The organism is Mesorhizobium sp. WSM4887, from assembly GCF_029625865.1.
Taxonomy (GTDB): Bacteria; Pseudomonadota; Alphaproteobacteria; order Rhizobiales; family Rhizobiaceae; genus Mesorhizobium.
Map to the genome: position 1 here is coordinate 273,335 of NZ_JARTVP010000002.1, position 19,115 is coordinate 292,449.

A 19,115-nucleotide genomic window follows, 5' to 3' on the forward strand; every position below is an offset into this window, starting at 1 on the left:
GCCGGTGAACATTTTTCCCCTGAGACAGTTTGGAGTGCCTTGGGGAATACCGGAAAGCCACTTGGACAACACGGGATTAACGGACAGCACGACCAGTGACGCGGAGCGCTTACTCGCTGTCCGGTCCGCGGGTCTGCAGTGGATCACGGTGGCCGGCTCATATTTCGCCACTGAGGACGGCGAGCCGTGGATGCCAATCGGGCAGAATGACGCGATAAGCTGGCCTGAGCTAAATGGGCTGTTCCGGCGCAAGGACATAGCCGGCGTGGAGGCTCACCTCCGCTGGCTTAAGCAAAGCGGCGTCACCTGCCTCAGGCTGATGCTGGAATATGCTCAGGTCCGCCACCGCTACTTCGAGCGGCCGCTCGGTCGCTTCGTTCCTGCTATCGTGCGGCTGTGGGACGATCTTTTTCGTCTCTGTGAAAAGCACGGTTTGAGAATACTGCTCACCCCGTTCGATACATTTTGGCAGTGGCGGCACTGGCGTCATCACCCCTATAATCAGAGGAACGGCGGCGTGCTGGATCAGCCCTCGCGCTTTCTGGTCTGCACGGCCACGCGCCGCGCCATCAAGGCAAGGCTGGAATTCGCTGTCCGCAGATGGGGCGGCAGCGGCGCGCTCTTCGCTTGGGACCTCTGGAACGAGATCCATCCCGAGCAGGCCGAAGGCAGCGCCGACGATTTCGGCAACTTCATCCACGATCTCGGTGCTTTCGTTCGCCGGCTGGAGATTTCGCTCTACGGCCGCTCTCACCCGCAAACGGTTTCGCTCTTCGGACCGGAGCTTCGCTGGCGGGCGCACATGCCGCTCCGCGAACCTATCTTCCGGCATCCGGATCTCGACTTCGCCTCCCTCCACATCTACGAGGAAGGCACGATCGATCATCCCCGCGACACAGTGGCCCCGGCGCTCGGCCTGGGGCGGATCGTCGGCGAGGCCCTGGCCGAAACTCGCGATGGCCGGCCGTTCCTCGACAGCGAACATGGCCCGATCCATACCTTCAAGGACAAGAAGATCACGCTGCCGGAGCCGTTCGATGACGAATATTTCCGCCATATGCAATGGGCGCACCTGGCTGCCGGCGGTGCCGGTGGCGGCATGCGCTGGCCGAACCGTACGCCGCATGTGCTCACACCCGGCATGCGGCGGGCGCAGCGCTCGCTGGCGGGTTTCCTGCCGCTGATCGACTGGAGTCGGTTCCGACGTGTCCATCTCGGCGGCCGGGTGCGGGTTTCCCGCCCCGATGTCGCGGCGGTAGCCTGCGGCGACGATGCCCAGGCGGTGGCGTGGCTGGTGCCCGAAACGATCGGGCCCAACGGCATGCTGCAGGCCGACGTGCAAATCGAGCCCGTCATGATCGACCTGCCTGGGCTGGCTCCGGGTAGCTACCGCATAGTCGGCTGGGATACTGCGGCCGGCACGCAAGCGGCGGAATGGCGGGCGCAAGCGGACGGTAGGTTGAAGCTGGAGGTGCCACCGTTCGCGACCGACGTCGCGCTGGCGATTCGCCGATGCTGAGAGGGACCGAAGCCAAGCCGCCTGTCCCTGCCTGCGCATTGTTTTCGGCGAGTCTGACCTGAGTATCGGCGTCTTCTGGATTTTCACGGCTGAGCGGGGAACACTTCATCCACCTCCAGGTTCGGAAGTATGCGTCATGCCCCACCCGCGGCAGCCCACTCAGCTTCGGCAATGAACGAGGACCCGATTCTTCCACTCGCTAAAGCGATCCGAGAGCGCAATGCGGTGCTCTTTGTCGGCGCTGGTGTTTCGATGAGCGTCGGGCTGCCTTCCTGGGAGAAGCTGATTGAGCGCATGGCGAGCGAACTCGGCCTGGATGGAGCAAGACCGCGTGATCGCTTCCAAACCCTGGCCGAGTATTACCGGATCAAGCACGGCAGCATCGGGCCGTTGCGCAGTTGGATGGACAGGCACTGGACCGTGACCAGGGAGAAGATTCGGGAGTCCGAACTGCATCGTCTGATCGTCGCGCTGGATTTTCCGGTGATCTACACCACCAACTATGACCGGAACCTCGAAGTCGCCTTTGAGATACACGGCCGCGCATACGTGAAGGTGGCCAATGCTCGGGATGTCTCGAAGGCTCGCCGGGACGTCGCGTGCATCGTGAAATTCCACGGCGACTTCGATGACGATTCCTCGCTGGTCCTTACGGAAACCGACTATCTCGATCGGCTATCCTTCGATTCGCCGCTCGATGTGCGGTTTCGTTCCGATGCGCTGGGCAGCACGGTTCTGTTCGTCGGCTATAGCCTGTCGGACCTGAACATCCGGCTGCTGTTGCATCGGCTTTGGCAGACATGGAACCGATCGGGCTACGAGGCGGATCGGCCGCCGTCATACATTTTCATGGCGAGCCGAGACCCCGTCGAAGAAGCCGTGCTGGGGCGTTGGGGTATTTCCGTGCTCACAGGCGACAACGACGATCCGGAACCCGGCCTCGTGAGTTTCCTCAGTCGGCTGGCCGAGGTTGTGAACGATCAGGAGATCACGCTGGGCTGAACGCCGTTCAGCACGCGGCAAGAACGAAGAATTTGCCCAACCCAAAGAGGGTTTCGGCCGTTGGTCGACCGTCCGGCCAATGCAAGGAGTAAGAATGTGCCGCAAGCCGTTAGCCCAAACGTGAATCCGGCTGCCAGCGCGGTCACATTCGACAGTTTTTTCATGGGCGGTTTCGAATGCTCCTCGCACCGGCGAAAGGATGGCGTGCGTCTCGATCTCGTGCGGGCGACTGGCCATGATTCTCACGCAGAACGCGACTATCGCGGCTGCGCGAACCTTGGGCTCAGAACTGTTCGTGACGGGTTACGCTGGCACCTGATCGAGAAGGCGCCGGGCGTGTACGATTGGTCGAGTTGGGCGCCGATGATTGAAGCGGCAAATCTCGCCGGCGTTCAGGTCATCTGGGATGTCTTTCACTACGGAACCCCCGATTATCTTGACCAGGGCGGGACGGAGCTGATCGAGCGCTATGCCGATTTCGCAGCGGAAGCTGTCCGGTTGCATCGGGCCGTCAGCGGGAAGCCTGCGCTCGTCTGCCCGATCAACGAGATATCGTTCTTCGCCTGGGCAGTCGAAGTGGGCTATTTTCCACCGGCCGGCCCAAGGCGAAGGGGTTGGTTCAAACGCCACCTCGTCAAGGCTGCCGTGCAAGGCATACGAGCCATGCGCCAAGCGGATCCAGAATGCCGGTTCATCTGGGCCGAGCCGCTTATTCACATCGCGCCGCGCGATCGAAGCCGCGCGGAAATGCGGGCGGCTGAAAAAGTCCGTCAAGGACAGTTCGAAGCGTACGACATGCTGATGGGGCGCGTCGAGCCGCAGCTTGGCGGCAGCGAAGATCTCATCGATGTCATCGGTCTGAATTTCTACCCGCACAATCAGTGGTACTTGCACGGGCCAACAATCCCGATGGGGCATCACGAATACCGGGCTCTGTCGGAAATGCTCGTCGAGGTCGCCCAACGCTACCGACAGCCGATGTACATTGCAGAGACAGGTGCGGAGGGATCGGGGGGCCCGGCATGGCTTCACTATGTATGCGACGAGGTGCGGGAGGCTATGAACCAAGGCGCGCCCGTCGGGGGTATTTGCCTTTATCCGATCACGGCTTACCCGGGATGGGACAATTCACGCCACGCCGAAGTTGGCCTTTTCTCCGTCATCCATGCGGATGGATCGCGTCGCACCCGTCAGCCGATGGCCGATGAACTGGCGAGGCAGCAGAGGCTGTTTGGCCAGCATTCTCGATCCACGCAGCCTTGCATGCCGGAGTAGCAAGCGGCTTTAGCCCGGCACAGCCATTGCCGGCTGCAAGGCGCCTCCAATTGGGACCGTCTTCTGAATGCGGGCGAAAGTAGCCAGAGCCTGACCCACGACCTGGTCCATGTTGTAATAGCGGTACGTCGCAAGGCGTCCGACAAACCAGACATCCGGGCGACTGGCGGACAAGGCTTCATATTGCTTGTAGAGCGCTTCGTTTTCCGGCCGGGGCACCGGATAGTATGGATCGCCAATGTCGGTCGGGTATTCATAGGTGAGGCTTGTCCGGGCGTTCTTCTGACCGGTCAGATGCTTATACTCGGTGATCCGGGTGAAGTCCTCCGTTTGCGGATAGTTGACCACAGCGACCGGCTGGAACTGTTCACAGTCGACGGTCACGTGCTCGAAACGCAGTGAGCGATACGGCAGGCGGCCAAGTCTCCAGTCGAAGAATTCGTCGACAGGGCCGGTGTAGATCAGCTTGCGGAACGGAATCCGGTCCCGGACCTCACGATAATCGGTCTGCAGCATGATCTTGATATTGGGATGGTTGAGCATGCGCTCGAACATGCGCGTGTACCCGTTCGCGGGCATGTGCTGGAAGCTGTCGCCGAAGTAGCGGTCGTCGCGGTTGGTCCTGGTCGGAACCCGGGCGGTTACCGATTTGCTAAGCTGGGAGGGGTCTACGCCCCATTGCTTCCTGGTGTAGCCGCGGAAGAATTTCTCATAGAGTTCCCGCCCGACGGTACTGACCACGACGTCCTCGGCCGTGTGGACTTCCTCGATGGTCTCGCGACGAGACGCGAAGAAGTCTTCCAGTTCCACCGGATCCAAATCGAGACCATAGAGGCGGTTGATCGTATCGAGATTGATGGGGATCGGGAGAAGCATTCCGTCGACCGCCGCCAGCACACGATGTTCATACGGCCGCCATGTCGAGAAGTGTGACAGATAATCCACGATGGACCGCGCGTTTGTATGGAATATGTGCGGCCCGTAGCGGTGGATGAGGATGCCTGCTTCGTCGTAGCAGTCATAGGCGTTACCCCCGATGTGATTGCGGCGATCGATGAGGAGAACACTTTCTCCCCGCTGCGAGGCAATCCGTTCGGCGAGAACGCTGCCGGCGAAGCCGGCGCCGACGATCAGCCAGTCGAACATGGTCAGGCGCTCCTGCGGAACGGGACGACCTTTTTCCGAGCACTGGCGTTCCTAATATGAGCGGCCATGCCATTCCATGTGCGCTTCCAGGACATGTCCCGGAGATAGGCATCGACCTGCTGAAGCCGCGCCTCGCGCGATTGGGTAAGGACGGATCGCAGCTTGATGTCGACGTCCTCGGCGTCCACTATGTCGACGAGCCCGGCTGCGCCGTAGGTTCGCACAACATCGACAATTGCTGTTGAAACCACCGGCAGGCCAGCGGCGAGGAACTCCGGCGTTTTTGTCGGGCTGATGAAGCGTGTGGCCTCGTTGAGCGCGAACGGCATCCAGCCGGCGTCCCAGTGGCGCAGATAATCTGGAAGATCGGCATAGGCTTTCCCGCCGAGCCAATGCAGATTGCCCGCTGTCGGCAGGCTGCTCGGGTCGATCTTGACCACCGGACCGAGCATGACGAAATGCACGTCCGGCATGGCCTTGGAGGCCTGGGCCACGAGATCGATGTCGAGGCGCTCGTCGATGACGCCGAAGAAGCCCACCCGTGGATGAGGGATGCCGAATTGATCGGCCGGGTCCTTGCCGGGTGTCCTTGCCTTGTGGAAGTGGCTGACGTCGATGCTGCTCGGAAACGGATAGATGGCACGGTGTTGGCAGCGCTTCGCTTCAAAGAGGCTCAAGCCGCCGGTGAAGACCACGTCGGCGCGCCCGAAGAGGGCTCGCTCCATCATGGCCAGCTCGGTTGGCGCATTCTTGAACGCCGAAAGTTCGTCCATGCAGTCATAGACGCAGACATCGCAATTGATGTGCGCGCTGAAGCGTAGGGCCATGGGCGTGTAGTACCAGGCGGTCAGGTTAGTGTGCGGCGTCGAAGCGATGATCCGGTCGAGATATTTGCGCTGCACGGCATCAGCTCTGGCCGGGCTTGTGCCAATTGGAAGCAGAGGAGTCGCGACCCGAATTGCCGGCGCCACCTCTGAGAAACGCATCGAAGGATGCGAGCGCTCCTCGAAAACAGGTTCCTCGAAATAGATAATCTCATGTTCCTTCGCGGCCAAGGTAAGAATATGTTGTGGACGCTGATAGACAAAATTCCATCGTAAATGAGAGAAGCATACCAGTAAGTCTTGCGTCTTCGTGGTTTTTCTGCGAGTTGGTATTCTTATTGCCGCGTCCATACAAATTTTCCCTAGTGGCAGAACGGTGTATATTGCGATTAACATTTGTTAATCGCAGGCAGCGGAGGCGAGATCCACCTTTCCGTCTAACTTTCCGTCGAATAACTTGTTCCAGCCGCGAACCGTTAAAGCGGCGAAGGATCATGCCGCGGTGCTGCTGCCCCTTTGGGAGGTGGAGCCAAGATTCGCACGCAGGTTCTTGGGGACGGTCACTCGGTGGCCGTATTTCGGTAGCATGGGCAGCTAAGCTGTTCGACGGCTCCAACGATTCGCCTGGACCGGAGCCAAACGAGCCTCAAACGGCCGGAAATTAATGGGGCAAGTGATGAAGATCGAGTTCGAGACGAATGTGTTCCCGCTCTTCCATCCGCAGGCGGTGGATGATCTCAAGGATCCATGCCCCGTCTTTGACGGCAGGCTTTGGCACGTCTTCGGCTCGAGCGGCACGGTAACAACCGAGAGTTGGAAGATACTTCACGCAACCGCGCCGGAGCTGCATGGTCCCTGGACGGAGCACGAGCCCATCGAGCTTCCTGTCACAGGATCGGGCGTTGCCGCGCCCGGTGTTGTCTACGAGCTCGGCGTCTTCCACATGTTCATCCAGACCGAGTTCATGAAGTCCGGCGGCCGCTGTGAGCACGCGGTGTCGAATGATGGCTTCAACTGGGTGGTGCTCAACCCGGCAATCCTGTCGATCCCTGGCACGGACGAAGATGGGATCTATGATCCGCATCCGGCGATCATCGGCGGCAAGCGCTACATCGTCTATTCCGGCATGCCGAAATTCAGTCGTGTGCCGCAACCCGATGTCTACCTGGCGCGCAGCCAGTCGGACTCGTGGTTCGGACCTTGGAAGCGGCTGGGCAGGATCCTCGACCATAGTGAGATCCCACACCACAATACGCGCGATGATCCCGACTACGAGTGGGGGATCGAAGGCGCCCAACTGGTCGAGCTCCCCGATGGCCGCGTGCTTCTGAACGCCACGTGCTTCCTTCCGCGGGGAGCGCGAGGAAGCCGACAACGCGTGTTTTTCGCCATCGCCGCCGAGGTTACCGGACCCTACGTCTCGATAGGTCCGGTTCTTGATCCAGGCGGGCCAGGAGAAAACGGTCACTCGACCGTCATGATCGAGGGCGAACAGCTCACGCTTTTTTATCAGAGCCGTGTCGCGGCGACGAACCATCGCTGGCGATATGGCCTCGCCAGATGCGATATCAGTGTCCTGTCGAAGGTTGCGTGACAGTCCGGGTTCCGGCGCGGCGGGGTTCAATTATTTCAAAGCATAGAGATAGGCCGCGATATCACGCGCCTGCTGCTCGGTGATCCTCGTCGATGGCATGGCGGTGTGCGGATTAATCTCTCTGGCGCCGCGTATCCAGCGGATCAGGTTCTCCGGATTGTTCGCCAGCACGCCGCCGATAATGACCCGGCCGGCGAGGCTGGCGTCGAGGCGCGGGCCGACCTGACCTTGCGCGCCCGGCACGCCAGGGATCGTATGGCAGCCGGAGCAGCCGTTCGCGGTCATGATCGGAATGGCGCGCGCGCCCACGCCGCCGGTTGCCGCGTCCGACTCGTGCCGGACACGATCACGCCGGTCGGCCCATAAGGCCACGGCGGCGACGGCTACGGCAACTGCGATCATGGCGGCGAGGGCGCCGGCGATCAGTCTAGCTAGATCGGAGCGCATGCGTCGCCTCCCTGGTTCCGCTCTTGCTTATCCAGAGGCCGGCGAGCAGCAAAGCGGCTCCGCCATAGATCAGGCCAGCCGGAACCCACATCACCAGACCCGCAAGCTGCTGGTCCTCGATCGGGCTTAAACCCCACAGCGCTGCGCCACCGGCATTTTCCGGATACCAGAGTTTGGGCGACAGCAGCAGCAGCACGCCGAGCAGGCCGGTGTGCATCGAGGTGAAGAAGAGATGCATGACGGCGCTGCCATAGGCCTGCTGCCGACCGGAACGGGGCAGAAGCGCCCACCAGAACAGCAAGGCAGTGCCGAGGAAGCTCGCATGCTGGGTATAGTGCAGCACGCCCCGCTGCAGGGCTGCCTCGAACAGGAACGGGATGTGCCAGATCCAGATGGCGATCGCGTGGATGATTGTTGCGTTGAGAGGGCGGCTGGCGAAGGCCCAGACCGCCTGCAGCATCTTGCCATGCGTGAGCCTTCCCGTTCTCTGCCGAAACGCGACCGGTAATGCCCATACCAGTGCCGCGCCGGGGCGGGCTGCAACCAGCAGCGGAGCCGCCAGCGCCATCAGCAGCTCGTGCTCGATCATGTGAGCGGCAAAGACGCGCTCGCCGAGCGCATGGATCGGGCTGACCAGCGCTCCCGTCAGCACGCACCACCCTGCGGCGAACAGCAAGGTTTGTCGTATCCGCTCTGGTCGGCCTCGGCTGCTGCGGCGCCACAGCCGGTTGGCGCCGGTCGCATAGACCAGCGCGAGCGCGGCCAGCGGAAGCGTGATGGGAAGGGCAAGCGTCCACCCGGTCTCGGGCGCGCCGGCGCCGTAGCAGATCGAGGTCGAGAAGAACGCCTCGAAACTCATCGCAGGCACTCGTCGAGGATGAGCGCGGCGCTGGCCTGCATGACGATGACGAGGGCAAACAGCAAAGCCGAAAGCATGCCGAGATCGGCGATGAATCGCTCGGTGCTGCGTGTACGCTCCGGTTTGAAGGCGGCGCCGCCTTGCCGCTTCGCCTGCCACGACAGGACGCCGCCGAGGAGCGAAAACACCATGAGCACCAGTGCGACGGAAAGCACCACCGGGACCTGGCGATTACATTGCCAGGGCACCAGCGCGTAATTCAGCTGCGTAGAGATGGCCCAGGCCAGAGGCCCCGACACAAGACCACCCCAGGACGTTCCCAAACGCAGCGCGCGCATCAGCCTAGCCTCGGGGCCCAGTAGATGAGCAGATAGATCGGGATCCAGGTCAAGACCACGAAATCCCAGTAGAAGACGTTGTCGCCGACGTCGCCGAAACGCCGGCCGCTATAGGCGTGGCGCGTGAACATCAGCACTGTCAGAACGATCGTGTCGCCGACATCGGTGATCAGATGGATGGTGTGCAGGCCGAGCAGCACCCAGAGCATCGAGCCATAAGCGTTGGTGTCCCAATAGATGTTCAGGGCCGGAAACTCGAACCAGCGCACGATGAGCGGCGCGCTGCCGAGCAGCGACATCACCACCATGCCGATCCGCACCGGCCCGATGGCGCATTGCTTGGCGTAGCGGTTGAGGAGGTGGTTCGGCACCAGGCTGACGATGAGAAGCAGCGTCACGATCGTTCCCGGCCAATGGTTGGGCTCCGGGGCGCTCAGACGCCAGTTGGGCCACAAGGTCGCCAGATACAGATAAGCGCCGGCCGCCAGCGCAAAGCCCATTCCTTCCAATGCCATGAAACCGAGCGTACCCCACCAGGTCGGGCTGCGCGGACCAAGCCCGAAGCTTGGCAGGCCCGACAGATCGGCGGCGGGACGCTGCTTCATTCCTCGTCCTCCGGCGTATCTTTCGGCCAGAACCAGCCGATCAGGGTGATCGCGATCGGCGCGGCGCCCCAGACGATCGCCCAGGGCGTGAAGATCGAATACAGAAAGGTGCCGCCGACAGCGATCGCAGCGAACAAGGGCCAGATCGACGGCGTCGCCGATTTCTCGCGGATATCGGGATGCGCTTCCGCCACCGTCGAGATGAGGAGCTCGCGCACATCGACGCGAAGGCCGGTGGCGACGGGAAGGGCCTCGCGTTCGGCCCAGAGCGGCTCGACATTCGTGACGATTGGAATGCGCGCGAAATTATAGCTTGGAGGCGGCGAAGACGTGGCCCATTCCAGCGTGCCGGCATCCCAGGGATTGTCGCCGGCCGGCGCGCCTTTCAAGGCGCCATGCACGAGGTTGAAGGTGAACAGCACGAAGCTCAGGAAGAAGAGCACCGCGCCGCCGGTGATGAACAGGTTGATGTTCCCCCAGCCAAGCTCGGCCGGATAGGTATAGACCCTGCGCGGCATGCCCCACAGGCCGACAAGGTGCATCGGGAAGAAGGCCGCGTTGAAGCCGATGAAGGCCAGCCAGAAATGCCAGCGTCCGAGGCGCTCGCTCATCATGCGGCCGGTGATCTTGGGGAACCAGAAATAGGCGGCACCCAGCAGTGGGAAAACCGAGCCGCCGATCAGCACATAGTGGAAATGCGCGACGACGAAATAGGTGTCGTGCACCTGCAGGTCGAGCGGCACCGAGGCCAGCATGACACCGGTGAGACCGCCAATGACGAAGATGAAGAAGAAACCGAAGACGAAGAGCAACGGCGTGCGGATCACCGGTCTGCCGTCCCACAAGGTCGCCAGCCAGCAAAAGATCTGCACGCCGTTGGGAATGGCGATCAACATGCTGGATGCCGTGAAGAAGCTTGCACCGAGCTTCGGCAATCCCGTCGCGAACATGTGGTGGACCCAGAGACCGAACGACAGAAAGCCGACCGCGATCAACGACAGGACCAGCCCGAGATAGCCGAACGCCGGCCTTCGAGCGAAAGCGGGAATGATCGCGGAGACGATGCCTGTCGCCGGCAGGAAGATGATGTAGACCTCGGGGTGACCGAAGAACCAGAACAGGTGCTGGAACAGCAGGGCGTCGCCGCCCTCCGCTGGATTGAAAATATGCGTTCCGACCAGCCGGTCGAGGATCAGGAAGGTCGAGGTGATCATGACCGCCGGCATGGCGAAGACGACGACGAATGAGGTCACCAGCAACGCCCAGACATAGAGCGGGATCTTGTCCAGCGACATGCCTGCCGCACGCTGCTTCAATACGGTGACAATGGTCGCGACGGCGACCGCCAGCGATGAGACCTCGGTATAGGTGATCATCTGCGCCCACACGTCGGCGCGCTTGCCGGGACTGAATTCGGGACCTGACAGCGGCACATAGGCGAACCAGCCGACATCCGGCGCCATTGCAAGGGCGAAGGACACCCAGGCGAAGAGACCTCCCGAGACATAAATCCAATAACTGAACGCGTTCAGGCGCGGAAAGGCGATGTTGCGGCTGCCGACCATCAGCGGCACCAGATAGATGCCGGTCGCCTGCACGATGGGCACGGCAAACAGGAACATCATGGTGACGCCATGCATGGTGAACAGCTGGTTGTAGAGGTCCGGCCCGATCAGGCCGCGTTGCGGTCCCGAAAGCTGGATGCGCATGGCGACGGCGCTCAGCCCGCCCAGGCACAGAAACCCGAATGCCGTGATCAGATAGCGCCTTGCGACGACCTTGTGATCAACGCTGGACAACGCGCCGATGATGCCGGGCGGCGTCCGCCATGTGCGCGCGAGCCAGCGGTGAAGGCTGGCATCGTCCATGCCGGTGTCGCGCGGCCCATCACGTTCGGGGGCAACGTCGCCCTTGGCAGTCGCCTCACGTTCCGGCGGCAGGTCGCGTTCGCTGGCCAGGTCCGCGCTGCTCATTTCAGGCCCTCGAGATAGGCGACGATCGCGTTGAGCTCGTCGCCATTGAGCTCAACCACCGGCATGTGGGAGCCGGGCTTGATGCCTTGCGGGTCGGCTATCCAGGCGGCGAGATTGCCGCGGCTCATCGTCAAGGTTCCCGCGGCAAGTGTTTGCCGGCTGGCAATATGGGTGAGATCCGGAGCGACCGTTCCGCCCGCGGGCGTGCCGCCGATCTTGTGGCACATCACGCAGGGACGCTTGAGAAACAAGTCCGCGCCCGCCTTCGCCTCGTCGCCCGTCGGGGCCGCGGCCGGCTGCAGCTGGTCGTTCCACCAGGCGTCGAACTTTGCCCGCGGCTCGGCGATGATAAAGGTGCCCATGTTCGCATGCTGCGCGCCGCAGAACTCGGCGCACTGGCCGCGATAGGTTCCGGGCTTGTCCGCCTTGACATCCAGCACGTTCATGTGACCGGGGATGAGGTCGAGCTTGCCGGCCAGACTTGGGATCCAGAAGGAATGGATCACATCGGTCGAGGTCAGAAGAAGCCGCACCGGCTCGCCGGCGGGGATGTGGATTTCGTTCGCCGTCGTCAGGATGCGGCTCGGCGTGGCATCCTCATAGCGCACCTCCCACCACCACTGGTGCCCGGTCACCCGAATGGTGAGCGCAGCGTTCGAGCCGATTGCCGCAAGCGTCCTGTTGGCCAAGAAGCTGAGCAGGGTCAGCCCGACCAGCGTCGCTGCGGTCAGCCCGACAGCGATGACCACAACGCGCAATTTGCGATGGTCGGCGCTGGCGTCGAGCATCAGCGGCTCGGTGCGCCTGGGTGGCCGCATCAACAGCGGTGCGGCGAGAGCGATCATCACCAGCACCCACACTACCGAGCAAAGCCCTATGAAGAACCAGATCAGCCATGCCAACTCGCTCGCCGCGGGGCCTTTCGGGTCGAGCGCCGATTGCCAGCCCGCGCATCCCTGGAGAGAAAGGACGCTTGCCGCGGCAAACGCCATCGAGGCGAGGCCTTTCACGGCGACTTCCCCAGCGTGGCGGCATCCGGCATGCGGTTTTCCGACGGATGGGGCATCATGTCGTCATTTCGCTGTGGCGCAGCGGAAGAGGGCGCGTTGCCGCTTAGCGAACGCACGAAGGCCGCCAGTTCCCAGATCTGATCGTCGGGGATCTTGTTGCGGAAGCTCGGCATGCCGTTCGGACGTCCGTCGCGGATGGTGGCGTGAATGCTTTCCATGGAGCTGCCATAGATCCACTTCTGGTCCATCAGCGCCGGGCCCATGCCGCCGCCGCCATTGGCGTGGCATCCCGAACAGTTGAACCAGCCGAACAGGCGCTTGCCCTCGCTGAGATGAAAGGCGTTCGCCTCGAAGCTCGCCGCCTTGTTGTTGCTGGGGGAGGGCCTTTGGCCGCCAGGTTCCAGCGTAGTCACGGGCGTCGGCTGCCCGCCGGAGCCGAGCGAAGATTGCGGGCGCGTGTCCCGCTCCTCGCGCTGGCATGCCGCCAAGGCGAGCGTCACGGACAGCAGCGTCGCGAGACCCAGCCTCATCGCACCGGGCTCCCGGCGATGTCGAGAAGCGGAACGCCATATTGCGTCAGAACCGCGTCGATCTCGGCCTTGTGCCTGGCGAGCGCGCTATTCACATCGCCGCGCAGTCGCTCGTCCTCGCGCCGAACGCCCATCGAGATGTCGTACATCAGTGGCAGTTGCGGTCCATCGATGCGAGGTGTGACCGGCGTGATCCGGAGCGGCACCTTTTGCTTCGTAGCGAAGTAACCGGCGAGCGGGCCCCAGACCACGGCGACGTCGACCTCGCCGCTCGCGACAGCTTCCACAATGCGCGCCGCGGGGTTGGGAGCGGAATAGTCGCCGTAGACCGGGTAGCCGACGAGATGTCCGACAATGCCGCGACGGCCGAGCGCCTGGACCGGCGGCGAATTGGCGCCGTCATCGCCGATGAGCTGAACGCCGATGCGCATGTCGCGCAGCCGTGGATCGTTAAAGGACGTTACGTCCGGTCCATCCTGTCGTGCGACAAAGACGTAGGAGGATCTGTAGTAGGGCGAGGTGGTGCGTAGCATTTCGACATTTGCCGGCGTTCCGAGCACCAGATCGCAAAGCCCCGCTTTCAGCGTGTTGCGAACGAAGCCGCGGCGCTGCGCCCACCAGGTGTAGGTAAGCTTCGCGCCAAGGTCGGCCGCAACGATCTCGGCGATCTTGTTCTCGAAGCCTTCGCCGCTGGCGTCGGAGAACGGCATGTTGTTGGGATCGGCGCAGGCGCGCAGTTCCCGCGCATCCGCCGCGCCGGCCAGAACCAGCCAGACCAACGCGACGAGACCGGCCACGAGGGCCCGCGGGGCGGATCTTTTCGCCAGTGCCGTCGGTTTGAATGCATCAAGGCAGTCGGAACACATAGAGCGTGCCTCCCGCCGTTGTCGTGTTTTTCAAGTCCTTCATCGCGTTGACGAAACCGAGGGCAGCAGTGGCATCGCGCGGGTCGAGATCGCCCGAGACGATGGCGCCGGCCCAGCCGCCGACGCCGGACAGGATCGCGACATATTGGTGTCCGTCGGGGCCGCGATAAGTCACCGGCTGGCCGATGATGCCGGAGGAGGTCTTGAACTGCCAAAGCAGTTCGCCGGTCTTCGCGCTGACGGCCTTGAACCAGCCTTCCATGGTTCCGTAGAAGACGATATCGCCGGCGGTTACGACCGCGCCGCTCCATACCGGGAAGTTTTCCTTGAGGCTCCAGGCCGGTTTCTCCGCGGCGATATCCCACGCGGTGAAGGCCCCGCGATTGCCGCCGGGGCCCGGGATCATGCGCACGTTCATTCCGACATAGGGTGTGCCGGCGATGTAGTTCACCTCGACGCCTTGTTCGTCCATGCACAGATTGTTGTGCGGGATGTAGAGCAGGCCCGTCTTCGGCGAGAAGGCGGAAGGCTGCCAGTCCTTGAGCCCCGAGGCGGTCGGGCAGATGTCGCGGACGACCTTGCCGGTCCCGGTCTTCTTGTCGGGGTTTGCCAACAGCCTGCCCGTCTTGAGATCCACACCCTTGCTGGAGTTGACGGGGCCATAGGGTTTTGCGGACAGGACCTCGCCGGTGGTGCGATCAAGGACGTAGAGATAGCCGTTGCGCTCCGGCCGGACCAGCACCTTGCGCGGCTTGCCCTGCCAGTTCATGTCGAGCAGGATCTGCTCATTGATGCCGTCATAGTCGTGCAGATCGTGCGGCGTCCACTGATAGAACCATTTGGCCGCTCCGGTATCGGGATCGCGGGCAAAAATGCCCGATGTCCATTTGTTGTCGCCGGGGCGCAGGTCAGGGTTCCAGGGGCCTGGATTGCCGGTGCCGTGGAAGATCAGATTGAGATCGGGATCATAGGAGATCCAGCCCCACATATTGCCGCCGCCGATCTTCCAGGCCTCCGGCGGCCAGGTCGTCACACCGAGGTCCCTGCCCTTGTCCATGTCGTAATGCGGCTTGAAATCCGGGCCGATCAGCACCTCCTTGTCGGGACCCGTGCTGTAAGCCGTCCAGACGACATGGCCATCGCCGGCGTCGAGCGCCTTGACCCAGCCGCGTACGCCCATCTCGCCGCCCGAATTGCCGACGAGCACTTTGCCCTTCACCACCAGCGGCGCCATGGTGAGGGTCTCGCCGACATTGATGTTGCCGATATGGGTGTTCCAGATCGGCTGGCCGGAGTTCGCATCGAGCGCGATCGTGTGGCCGTCCAGCGTGTTGAAGAAGATGCGCCCGTCGGTGAAGGCGGCGCCGCGATTGACGACGTCGCAGCACGCCACCCCTTGTGCCGCGGGCTCGGGATTGGGTTCGTATTTCCACTTGATCGGTGCGCCAGGTTTGGAGAGGTCGAGCGCGTAGACGATGTTGGGAAAGGGCGTCACGATATACATCGTGCTGCCGACCACCAGCGGTGCCGCTTCCTGGCCCTTGTTCACGCCGGTCGAGAAGGTGAAGGCGACCTGCAGGTTCTTGACGTTGCCTGCATTGATTTCCGCGAGCTCGCTATAGCGGGTCGAGGCGTAGTTCTTGGCTGGCATCGTCCATTGGCCGTCGTCGGGCGGGGCGGCGGAGGCCGGCGGCGAGATCGCAGGCGTCGAGGGCGACTCCGAGGCGGCCATCAGAACTGGGAGACAGGCCAGCATCATCGCCCCAACAATGCTTAATCCCGCATATTGCCGCGCAGCCCGGGTGAGGCGAGCGCGTCCGGACTGCGCACACCCCGCCGTCAGCTGTCGCGCTGCCTTCATTTCGGGACCGAGCCTCCGACGCTGGCGCCCAGTTCGGCGGCTATGTCGGCCTCGCGCCCGGCGCAAAGCGGATGACCCCAGCCGGATGCGCTTTTGCCGCCTGGGTCGAGGTCGTAGATGATGGCGTCCTTGCGGTTGGGATTGACGCCTGCCGGAACCTTGTCGAGGCCGAGCGCTGCGCGGACGCGCCAGGCGACGTTGTGGTCGGCGCAGGAGGAATCGCCGCTGACCCCGAGGCCGCCGACGATCGCCTTGCCGTCGTACAGGGCCAGGCCTCCGCCGAACACCACCACGCCTCCGATCGGTTTGCCGATCAGCGGATCATTGGGGCTGCCGAATGTCTTGGCGTCGCCGGCGTAAGCCGCCGCCTGATTGACGGGGTTGGTGGCCTGCAGGCCGAACAGCGGCCCGCCTGGTTGCACCCCGGCATAAAGATTGGCGGTCGACAGGGCCATATTCGCCAGGCTGAGCCCGTTGGCCGTGTTGGCCTTCTCGGCCGCGACCAGCCGGCTGCCGGGCCATTGCGCGTCCACGGTAGGGCCGCTGAAGGCGACGGCGCAGACCGTACCGTCACGGGCAACGATCGCGGCCCATTCATTGCTCTCGAAGCCGCCATTTGCCGGCCCGCCACTCGCCTTGACATTGGCCTTCAAGGCCGACAGCAGTTTGTCGTGATCGGCCGGGCAGGGCGCTTGCGCCCAAGCGGGATTGTGTGGCAGCACCGCGATGGCCAAGAGCAGGAGGCCAAGAGCGGCCGACGGACACTGGCGGAAATGCATGGCGCTTCGGAACACCTTGTTCAACGCGGACAACAAGGGAAAACAGAAATCTGGTGGCAGAAACTCCGGTCTCGCCGTTCTGCAAGCTGATCCTGCTCTTGCTGCGCGAAACCGAACGGACAACGAGCCCCTTTGTTCCTGCTGCCCAGAAAGGGACTGCAAGAATTGCGTGTGGCAGGTGCATCCATATCGAAGTCCGGCCCAACAGCACCAAGGACCTGGCGGTGCCATCACCGCTCCTGGGAGGCGGCCAGCGTTCCTCGATTGCTGCAGCCGTCAACAGCAGGAGGTACGCGGCTGCTTGGTCTTGCGACATGTGCAGTAGAGGAACCAGCTGTGCCGCCCTGCGTTGGACGGGCAATGGAGCAGCTTCGTTCAGATTTCGCGCCGATCGCACAGCCCGGTTACTGGCTGGCCCTGCTGCTTTTGTTGCTTCCTATGGGGTCGGCGTGTTCTTCCTCATCAGGACGTGCCACTGCCTGTGACTTGATCCGCTGCCTCGGCGGCGTCGAGCTCGAGGCAAGGCGCGCTCGCGCAAATCCCGGTCTGGATCGCCCAGCTGACGAACACTTTCCTGGCCGCGGCGACCGGCCCGCGGCCATCATATGCCGCGCAGCAAGCATCGCTGGCCAAACCGTGCAGGCGGCACCGCTTCTCGAACGGCCACTCCTCCAGGAATTCGATGGCGTCCATCGCGCAACGGATTTTCCTCACGCCAAATGGCACGTCATCAACAAGGACAGGTTCAGCGAACACATCAGTGCTCATCGCGCCTGGTTCTGCCGCGCCGTGGTCGTGACCATAGTTGTCGCTTTGCCGAGAAATCAAAGCACGCCCAACGGGCTCCCCGAAGACATTTGGGCCCATGACCTTCCTCCGCTTGATGCGCCAATCGCCGGCAGGCCAAACAGATGCTCAGCAAGGTGTTGGGCATGTGCCGGCGGCGCTGAGGTGAAATATTGGAAGCGCGATTTTCGGCGTCAAGAGCCGCCCCGTGGCGGCCGACCCTGGCTCACCTGGGGTGGGTTGGCAACTCCGCCGATCTGGGTGACGGGCGGCCGAAGAGACAAGCAGCGGCTGGTGTTTGCGTTCGGCTCCATGGGCTGACTAGAGCTGCGCGTGGAGCGTGCTGGCCAGCCAATCGGTGAACTTTTCGCGCATGGGACGCGATCTCCATTCGGCAAGGCTGATCTGCCTCGAGCGCTTCAGATCTTCGTTGAACAAGTCGATCTGCGTTCGTGCGAATTCCTTGCCATAGACGTTGAGCGTGGCCTCATCGTTCAAACGCAAAGACCGCTGGTCCAGGTTGGTGGAACCGAAGCTCGCCCAGACGTCGTCCACGATCAGCAGTTTGGGGTGATACATCGTGGGCTGAAACTCGTAGATCCGCACCCCGGCCTCGAGCAATTTGCCCCAGAAATAGCGCGAAGCTTTGCGGACGATCGGAACATCCGTCAGGGAATTGGGAACGATCACATCGACGGCGACGCCTCTTTTTCTGGCGTCCAATATCTGCTGCAGGGCGATGTCGTCCGGGACGAAATAGGCCATGCCGATGCGCAGGTGGTCTTTGGCCGCGGCTATGGCGGCCAGCATCATCAGCTCCATGTTTTCGGAGCCGTTCGGCTGCGAAGAAAGGATCAGCTGGGCACGGAGCGCACCCGCGGCTTCGGGCGGCAGGTAGAAGTTCTCGCCCTGCAACGTCTCGCCCACTGTTTCCAGCCAGTTCTCGGCGAAGGCCGCCTGGAACCCGGGCACAGCAGGCCCTTCGATCTGGTAGTGCGTGTCGCGCCACTCATTGGGGTTGCGCGCATCTCCCAGCCAGTTGTCCGCGATGCCGACCCCGCCTGTGAAGGCGACCCGCCCGTCCACAATGAGCAGCTTGCGATGCGTTCGGTTGTTGACGCGGTCGAGCGTGTACCAGTGGATCGGCCGATAGCGCTCGAACCGAACGCCAGCACTCGTCATGATTTGGATCAGCTTCTCATCGAAGGGAAGACTGCCAAGCCAATCGACGAGCACGCGCACTTCGACACCCTCTCGGGCTTTCGCAGCCAAAGACATGGCGAACTCGTAGCCGACCGAGCCCGACCAATAGATGTAGGTTTCCATGTTGATGGTCTTTCGGGCCGAACGGATCGCTTGCAGCATGGCGGGAAAAATCTCGTCGCCGTTGACGAGGGTCTGCACGGCGTTCGCCTCGAACATCTGCCCCTGCGAATAGCTGCTCATGCTCCTTGCGAATTGCGGATCTGCCGCATCGAAACGGTGCGGCACGATGGTGCGGATGACACGGGTCTCGGGGATCAAGTTGATCGCGAGCAGCGTGACCAGACTGGCGACAAGCGCGACGGCCAAATACTTGAGGCTGCTGAGCAGCCTCCGCCGGTTCCGACCAAATCTCACCTTTCACGCGCCCGCTGGAGGCGCCAGGGTGGCCGCCCCATACCAATTCAGACTTTGCCGATCGAAAACGACACACAGTGC

The 19,115-nt window shown here is 62.6% G+C and carries 18 protein-coding genes; 4 read left to right on the top strand and 14 right to left on the bottom strand.

Annotated elements, in window-relative coordinates:
- Positions 1-265: 265 nt before the first annotated feature.
- The 3 genes from P9230_RS09525 (at position 266) to P9230_RS09535 (ending at position 3,796) form a co-directional block, all read left to right on the top strand.
- Positions 266-1,519, top strand: a complete 1,254-nt coding sequence (locus P9230_RS09525; protein WP_278118617.1) for a hypothetical protein — start codon at positions 266-268, stop codon at positions 1,517-1,519.
- A gap of 171 nt (positions 1,520-1,690) precedes the next feature.
- Entirely contained in the window at positions 1,691-2,521 is an 831-nt protein-coding gene (locus P9230_RS09530) for an SIR2 family protein (protein WP_278118619.1), read from the top strand.
- Positions 2,522-2,617: 96 nt separating this feature from the next.
- Positions 2,618-3,796: a beta-glucosidase gene (locus P9230_RS09535; RefSeq protein WP_278118621.1), complete on the top strand. Its 1,179-nt coding sequence runs from the start codon at positions 2,618-2,620 to the stop codon at positions 3,794-3,796.
- Between the two features lie 9 nt (positions 3,797-3,805).
- Here the strand turns inward: P9230_RS09535 and glf are convergent, their stop codons facing one another.
- Together glf and P9230_RS09545 are read right to left on the bottom strand one after the other, a co-directional pair.
- Positions 3,806-4,942 (bottom strand): UDP-galactopyranose mutase, encoded by a 1,137-nt coding sequence (gene glf, locus P9230_RS09540; protein WP_278118623.1) that lies wholly within the window; start codon positions 4,940-4,942, stop codon positions 3,806-3,808.
- A gap of 2 nt (positions 4,943-4,944) precedes the next feature.
- Positions 4,945-6,117: a glycosyltransferase gene (locus P9230_RS09545; protein ID WP_067328529.1), complete on the bottom strand. Its 1,173-nt coding sequence runs from the start codon at positions 6,115-6,117 to the stop codon at positions 4,945-4,947.
- A 325-nt stretch (positions 6,118-6,442) separates the two neighbouring features.
- Between P9230_RS09545 and P9230_RS09550 the strand changes: the two genes are divergently transcribed.
- Positions 6,443-7,360 carry a hypothetical protein gene (locus P9230_RS09550; RefSeq protein WP_066993843.1) on the top strand — a complete coding sequence of 306 codons (918 nt, stop codon included), beginning with the start codon at positions 6,443-6,445 and terminating at the stop codon, positions 7,358-7,360.
- Between the two features lie 30 nt (positions 7,361-7,390).
- On the opposite strand, the gene P9230_RS09555 is transcribed toward P9230_RS09550, so the two are convergent.
- From P9230_RS09555 to P9230_RS09610, 12 genes are all read right to left on the bottom strand, one after another.
- Positions 7,391-7,807: a c-type cytochrome gene (locus tag P9230_RS09555; RefSeq protein ID WP_278118625.1), complete on the bottom strand. Its 417-nt coding sequence runs from the start codon at positions 7,805-7,807 to the stop codon at positions 7,391-7,393.
- The gene (locus P9230_RS09560; RefSeq protein ID WP_278118627.1) at positions 7,788-8,666 is read right to left on the bottom strand and encodes a cytochrome c oxidase assembly protein; all 879 of its coding nucleotides are present in this window, start codon (positions 8,664-8,666) and stop codon (positions 7,788-7,790) included. Before P9230_RS09560 ends, P9230_RS09555 begins: the two co-directional genes overlap by 20 nt.
- On the bottom strand, positions 8,663-9,004 hold the full coding sequence (locus tag P9230_RS09565; RefSeq protein WP_067328538.1) for a hypothetical protein: 342 nt from the start codon (positions 9,002-9,004) through the stop codon (positions 8,663-8,665). Before P9230_RS09565 ends, P9230_RS09560 begins: the two co-directional genes overlap by 4 nt.
- The gene (locus P9230_RS09570; protein ID WP_067328539.1) at positions 9,004-9,609 is read right to left on the bottom strand and encodes a cytochrome c oxidase subunit 3; all 606 of its coding nucleotides are present in this window, start codon (positions 9,607-9,609) and stop codon (positions 9,004-9,006) included. Before P9230_RS09570 ends, P9230_RS09565 begins: the two co-directional genes overlap by 1 nt.
- Positions 9,606-11,582 carry a cytochrome c oxidase subunit I gene (ctaD, locus tag P9230_RS09575; RefSeq protein WP_082954049.1) on the bottom strand — a complete coding sequence of 659 codons (1,977 nt, stop codon included), beginning with the start codon at positions 11,580-11,582 and terminating at the stop codon, positions 9,606-9,608. The genes P9230_RS09570 and ctaD overlap by 4 nt, the downstream gene beginning before the upstream one ends.
- A complete protein-coding gene (gene coxB / locus P9230_RS09580) occupies positions 11,579-12,592 on the bottom strand; it encodes a cytochrome c oxidase subunit II (RefSeq protein ID WP_245475448.1) in 1,014 nt (337 codons plus the stop codon). Before coxB ends, ctaD begins: the two co-directional genes overlap by 4 nt.
- Positions 12,589-13,122, bottom strand: coding sequence for a c-type cytochrome (locus P9230_RS09585; protein WP_095799423.1), 534 nt, complete (start codon positions 13,120-13,122; stop codon positions 12,589-12,591). Before P9230_RS09585 ends, coxB begins: the two co-directional genes overlap by 4 nt.
- Positions 13,119-13,919, bottom strand: coding sequence for a substrate-binding domain-containing protein (locus P9230_RS09590; RefSeq protein WP_245322488.1), 801 nt, complete (start codon positions 13,917-13,919; stop codon positions 13,119-13,121). Before P9230_RS09590 ends, P9230_RS09585 begins: the two co-directional genes overlap by 4 nt.
- Positions 13,920-13,968: 49 nt before the next feature.
- Positions 13,969-15,744, bottom strand: coding sequence for a methanol/ethanol family PQQ-dependent dehydrogenase (locus P9230_RS09595; protein ID WP_278118630.1), 1,776 nt, complete (start codon positions 15,742-15,744; stop codon positions 13,969-13,971).
- A 101-nt stretch (positions 15,745-15,845) separates the two neighbouring features.
- Complete coding sequence (locus tag P9230_RS09600; protein WP_278113141.1) at positions 15,846-16,628, bottom strand: heme-binding protein; 783 nt, start codon at positions 16,626-16,628, stop codon at positions 15,846-15,848.
- 462 nt (positions 16,629-17,090) lie between these two features.
- Positions 17,091-17,495, bottom strand: coding sequence for a DUF982 domain-containing protein (locus tag P9230_RS09605; protein WP_095782978.1), 405 nt, complete (start codon positions 17,493-17,495; stop codon positions 17,091-17,093).
- 240 nt (positions 17,496-17,735) lie between these two features.
- Positions 17,736-18,986 carry a phospholipase D-like domain-containing protein gene (locus tag P9230_RS09610; protein WP_278118633.1) on the bottom strand — a complete coding sequence of 417 codons (1,251 nt, stop codon included), beginning with the start codon at positions 18,984-18,986 and terminating at the stop codon, positions 17,736-17,738.
- Positions 18,987-19,115 lie beyond the last annotated feature (129 nt).

What these genes read in the sequence shown, in the direction of transcription:
- P9230_RS09530 (WP_278118619.1), top strand. Translation starts at nt 1,691, where the DNA reads ATGAACGAGGACCCGATTCTTCCACTCGCTAAAGCGATCCGAGAGCGC.
- glf (WP_278118623.1), bottom strand. Translation starts at nt 4,942, where the DNA reads ATGTTCGACTGGCTGATCGTCGGCGCCGGCTTCGCCGGCAGCGTTCTC.
- P9230_RS09545 (WP_067328529.1), bottom strand. Translation starts at nt 6,117, where the DNA reads ATGGACGCGGCAATAAGAATACCAACTCGCAGAAAAACCACGAAGACG.
- P9230_RS09550 (WP_066993843.1), top strand. Translation starts at nt 6,443, where the DNA reads ATGAAGATCGAGTTCGAGACGAATGTGTTCCCGCTCTTCCATCCGCAG.
- P9230_RS09555 (WP_278118625.1), bottom strand. Translation starts at nt 7,807, where the DNA reads ATGCGCTCCGATCTAGCTAGACTGATCGCCGGCGCCCTCGCCGCCATG.
- P9230_RS09560 (WP_278118627.1), bottom strand. Translation starts at nt 8,666, where the DNA reads ATGAGTTTCGAGGCGTTCTTCTCGACCTCGATCTGCTACGGCGCCGGC.
- P9230_RS09565 (WP_067328538.1), bottom strand. Translation starts at nt 9,004, where the DNA reads ATGCGCGCGCTGCGTTTGGGAACGTCCTGGGGTGGTCTTGTGTCGGGG.
- P9230_RS09570 (WP_067328539.1), bottom strand. Translation starts at nt 9,609, where the DNA reads ATGAAGCAGCGTCCCGCCGCCGATCTGTCGGGCCTGCCAAGCTTCGGG.
- ctaD (WP_082954049.1), bottom strand. Translation starts at nt 11,582, where the DNA reads ATGAGCAGCGCGGACCTGGCCAGCGAACGCGACCTGCCGCCGGAACGT.
- P9230_RS09585 (WP_095799423.1), bottom strand. Translation starts at nt 13,122, where the DNA reads ATGAGGCTGGGTCTCGCGACGCTGCTGTCCGTGACGCTCGCCTTGGCG.
- P9230_RS09595 (WP_278118630.1), bottom strand. Translation starts at nt 15,744, where the DNA reads ATGCTGGCCTGTCTCCCAGTTCTGATGGCCGCCTCGGAGTCGCCCTCG.
- P9230_RS09600 (WP_278113141.1), bottom strand. Translation starts at nt 16,628, where the DNA reads ATGCATTTCCGCCAGTGTCCGTCGGCCGCTCTTGGCCTCCTGCTCTTG.
- P9230_RS09605 (WP_095782978.1), bottom strand. Translation starts at nt 17,495, where the DNA reads ATGGGCCCAAATGTCTTCGGGGAGCCCGTTGGGCGTGCTTTGATTTCT.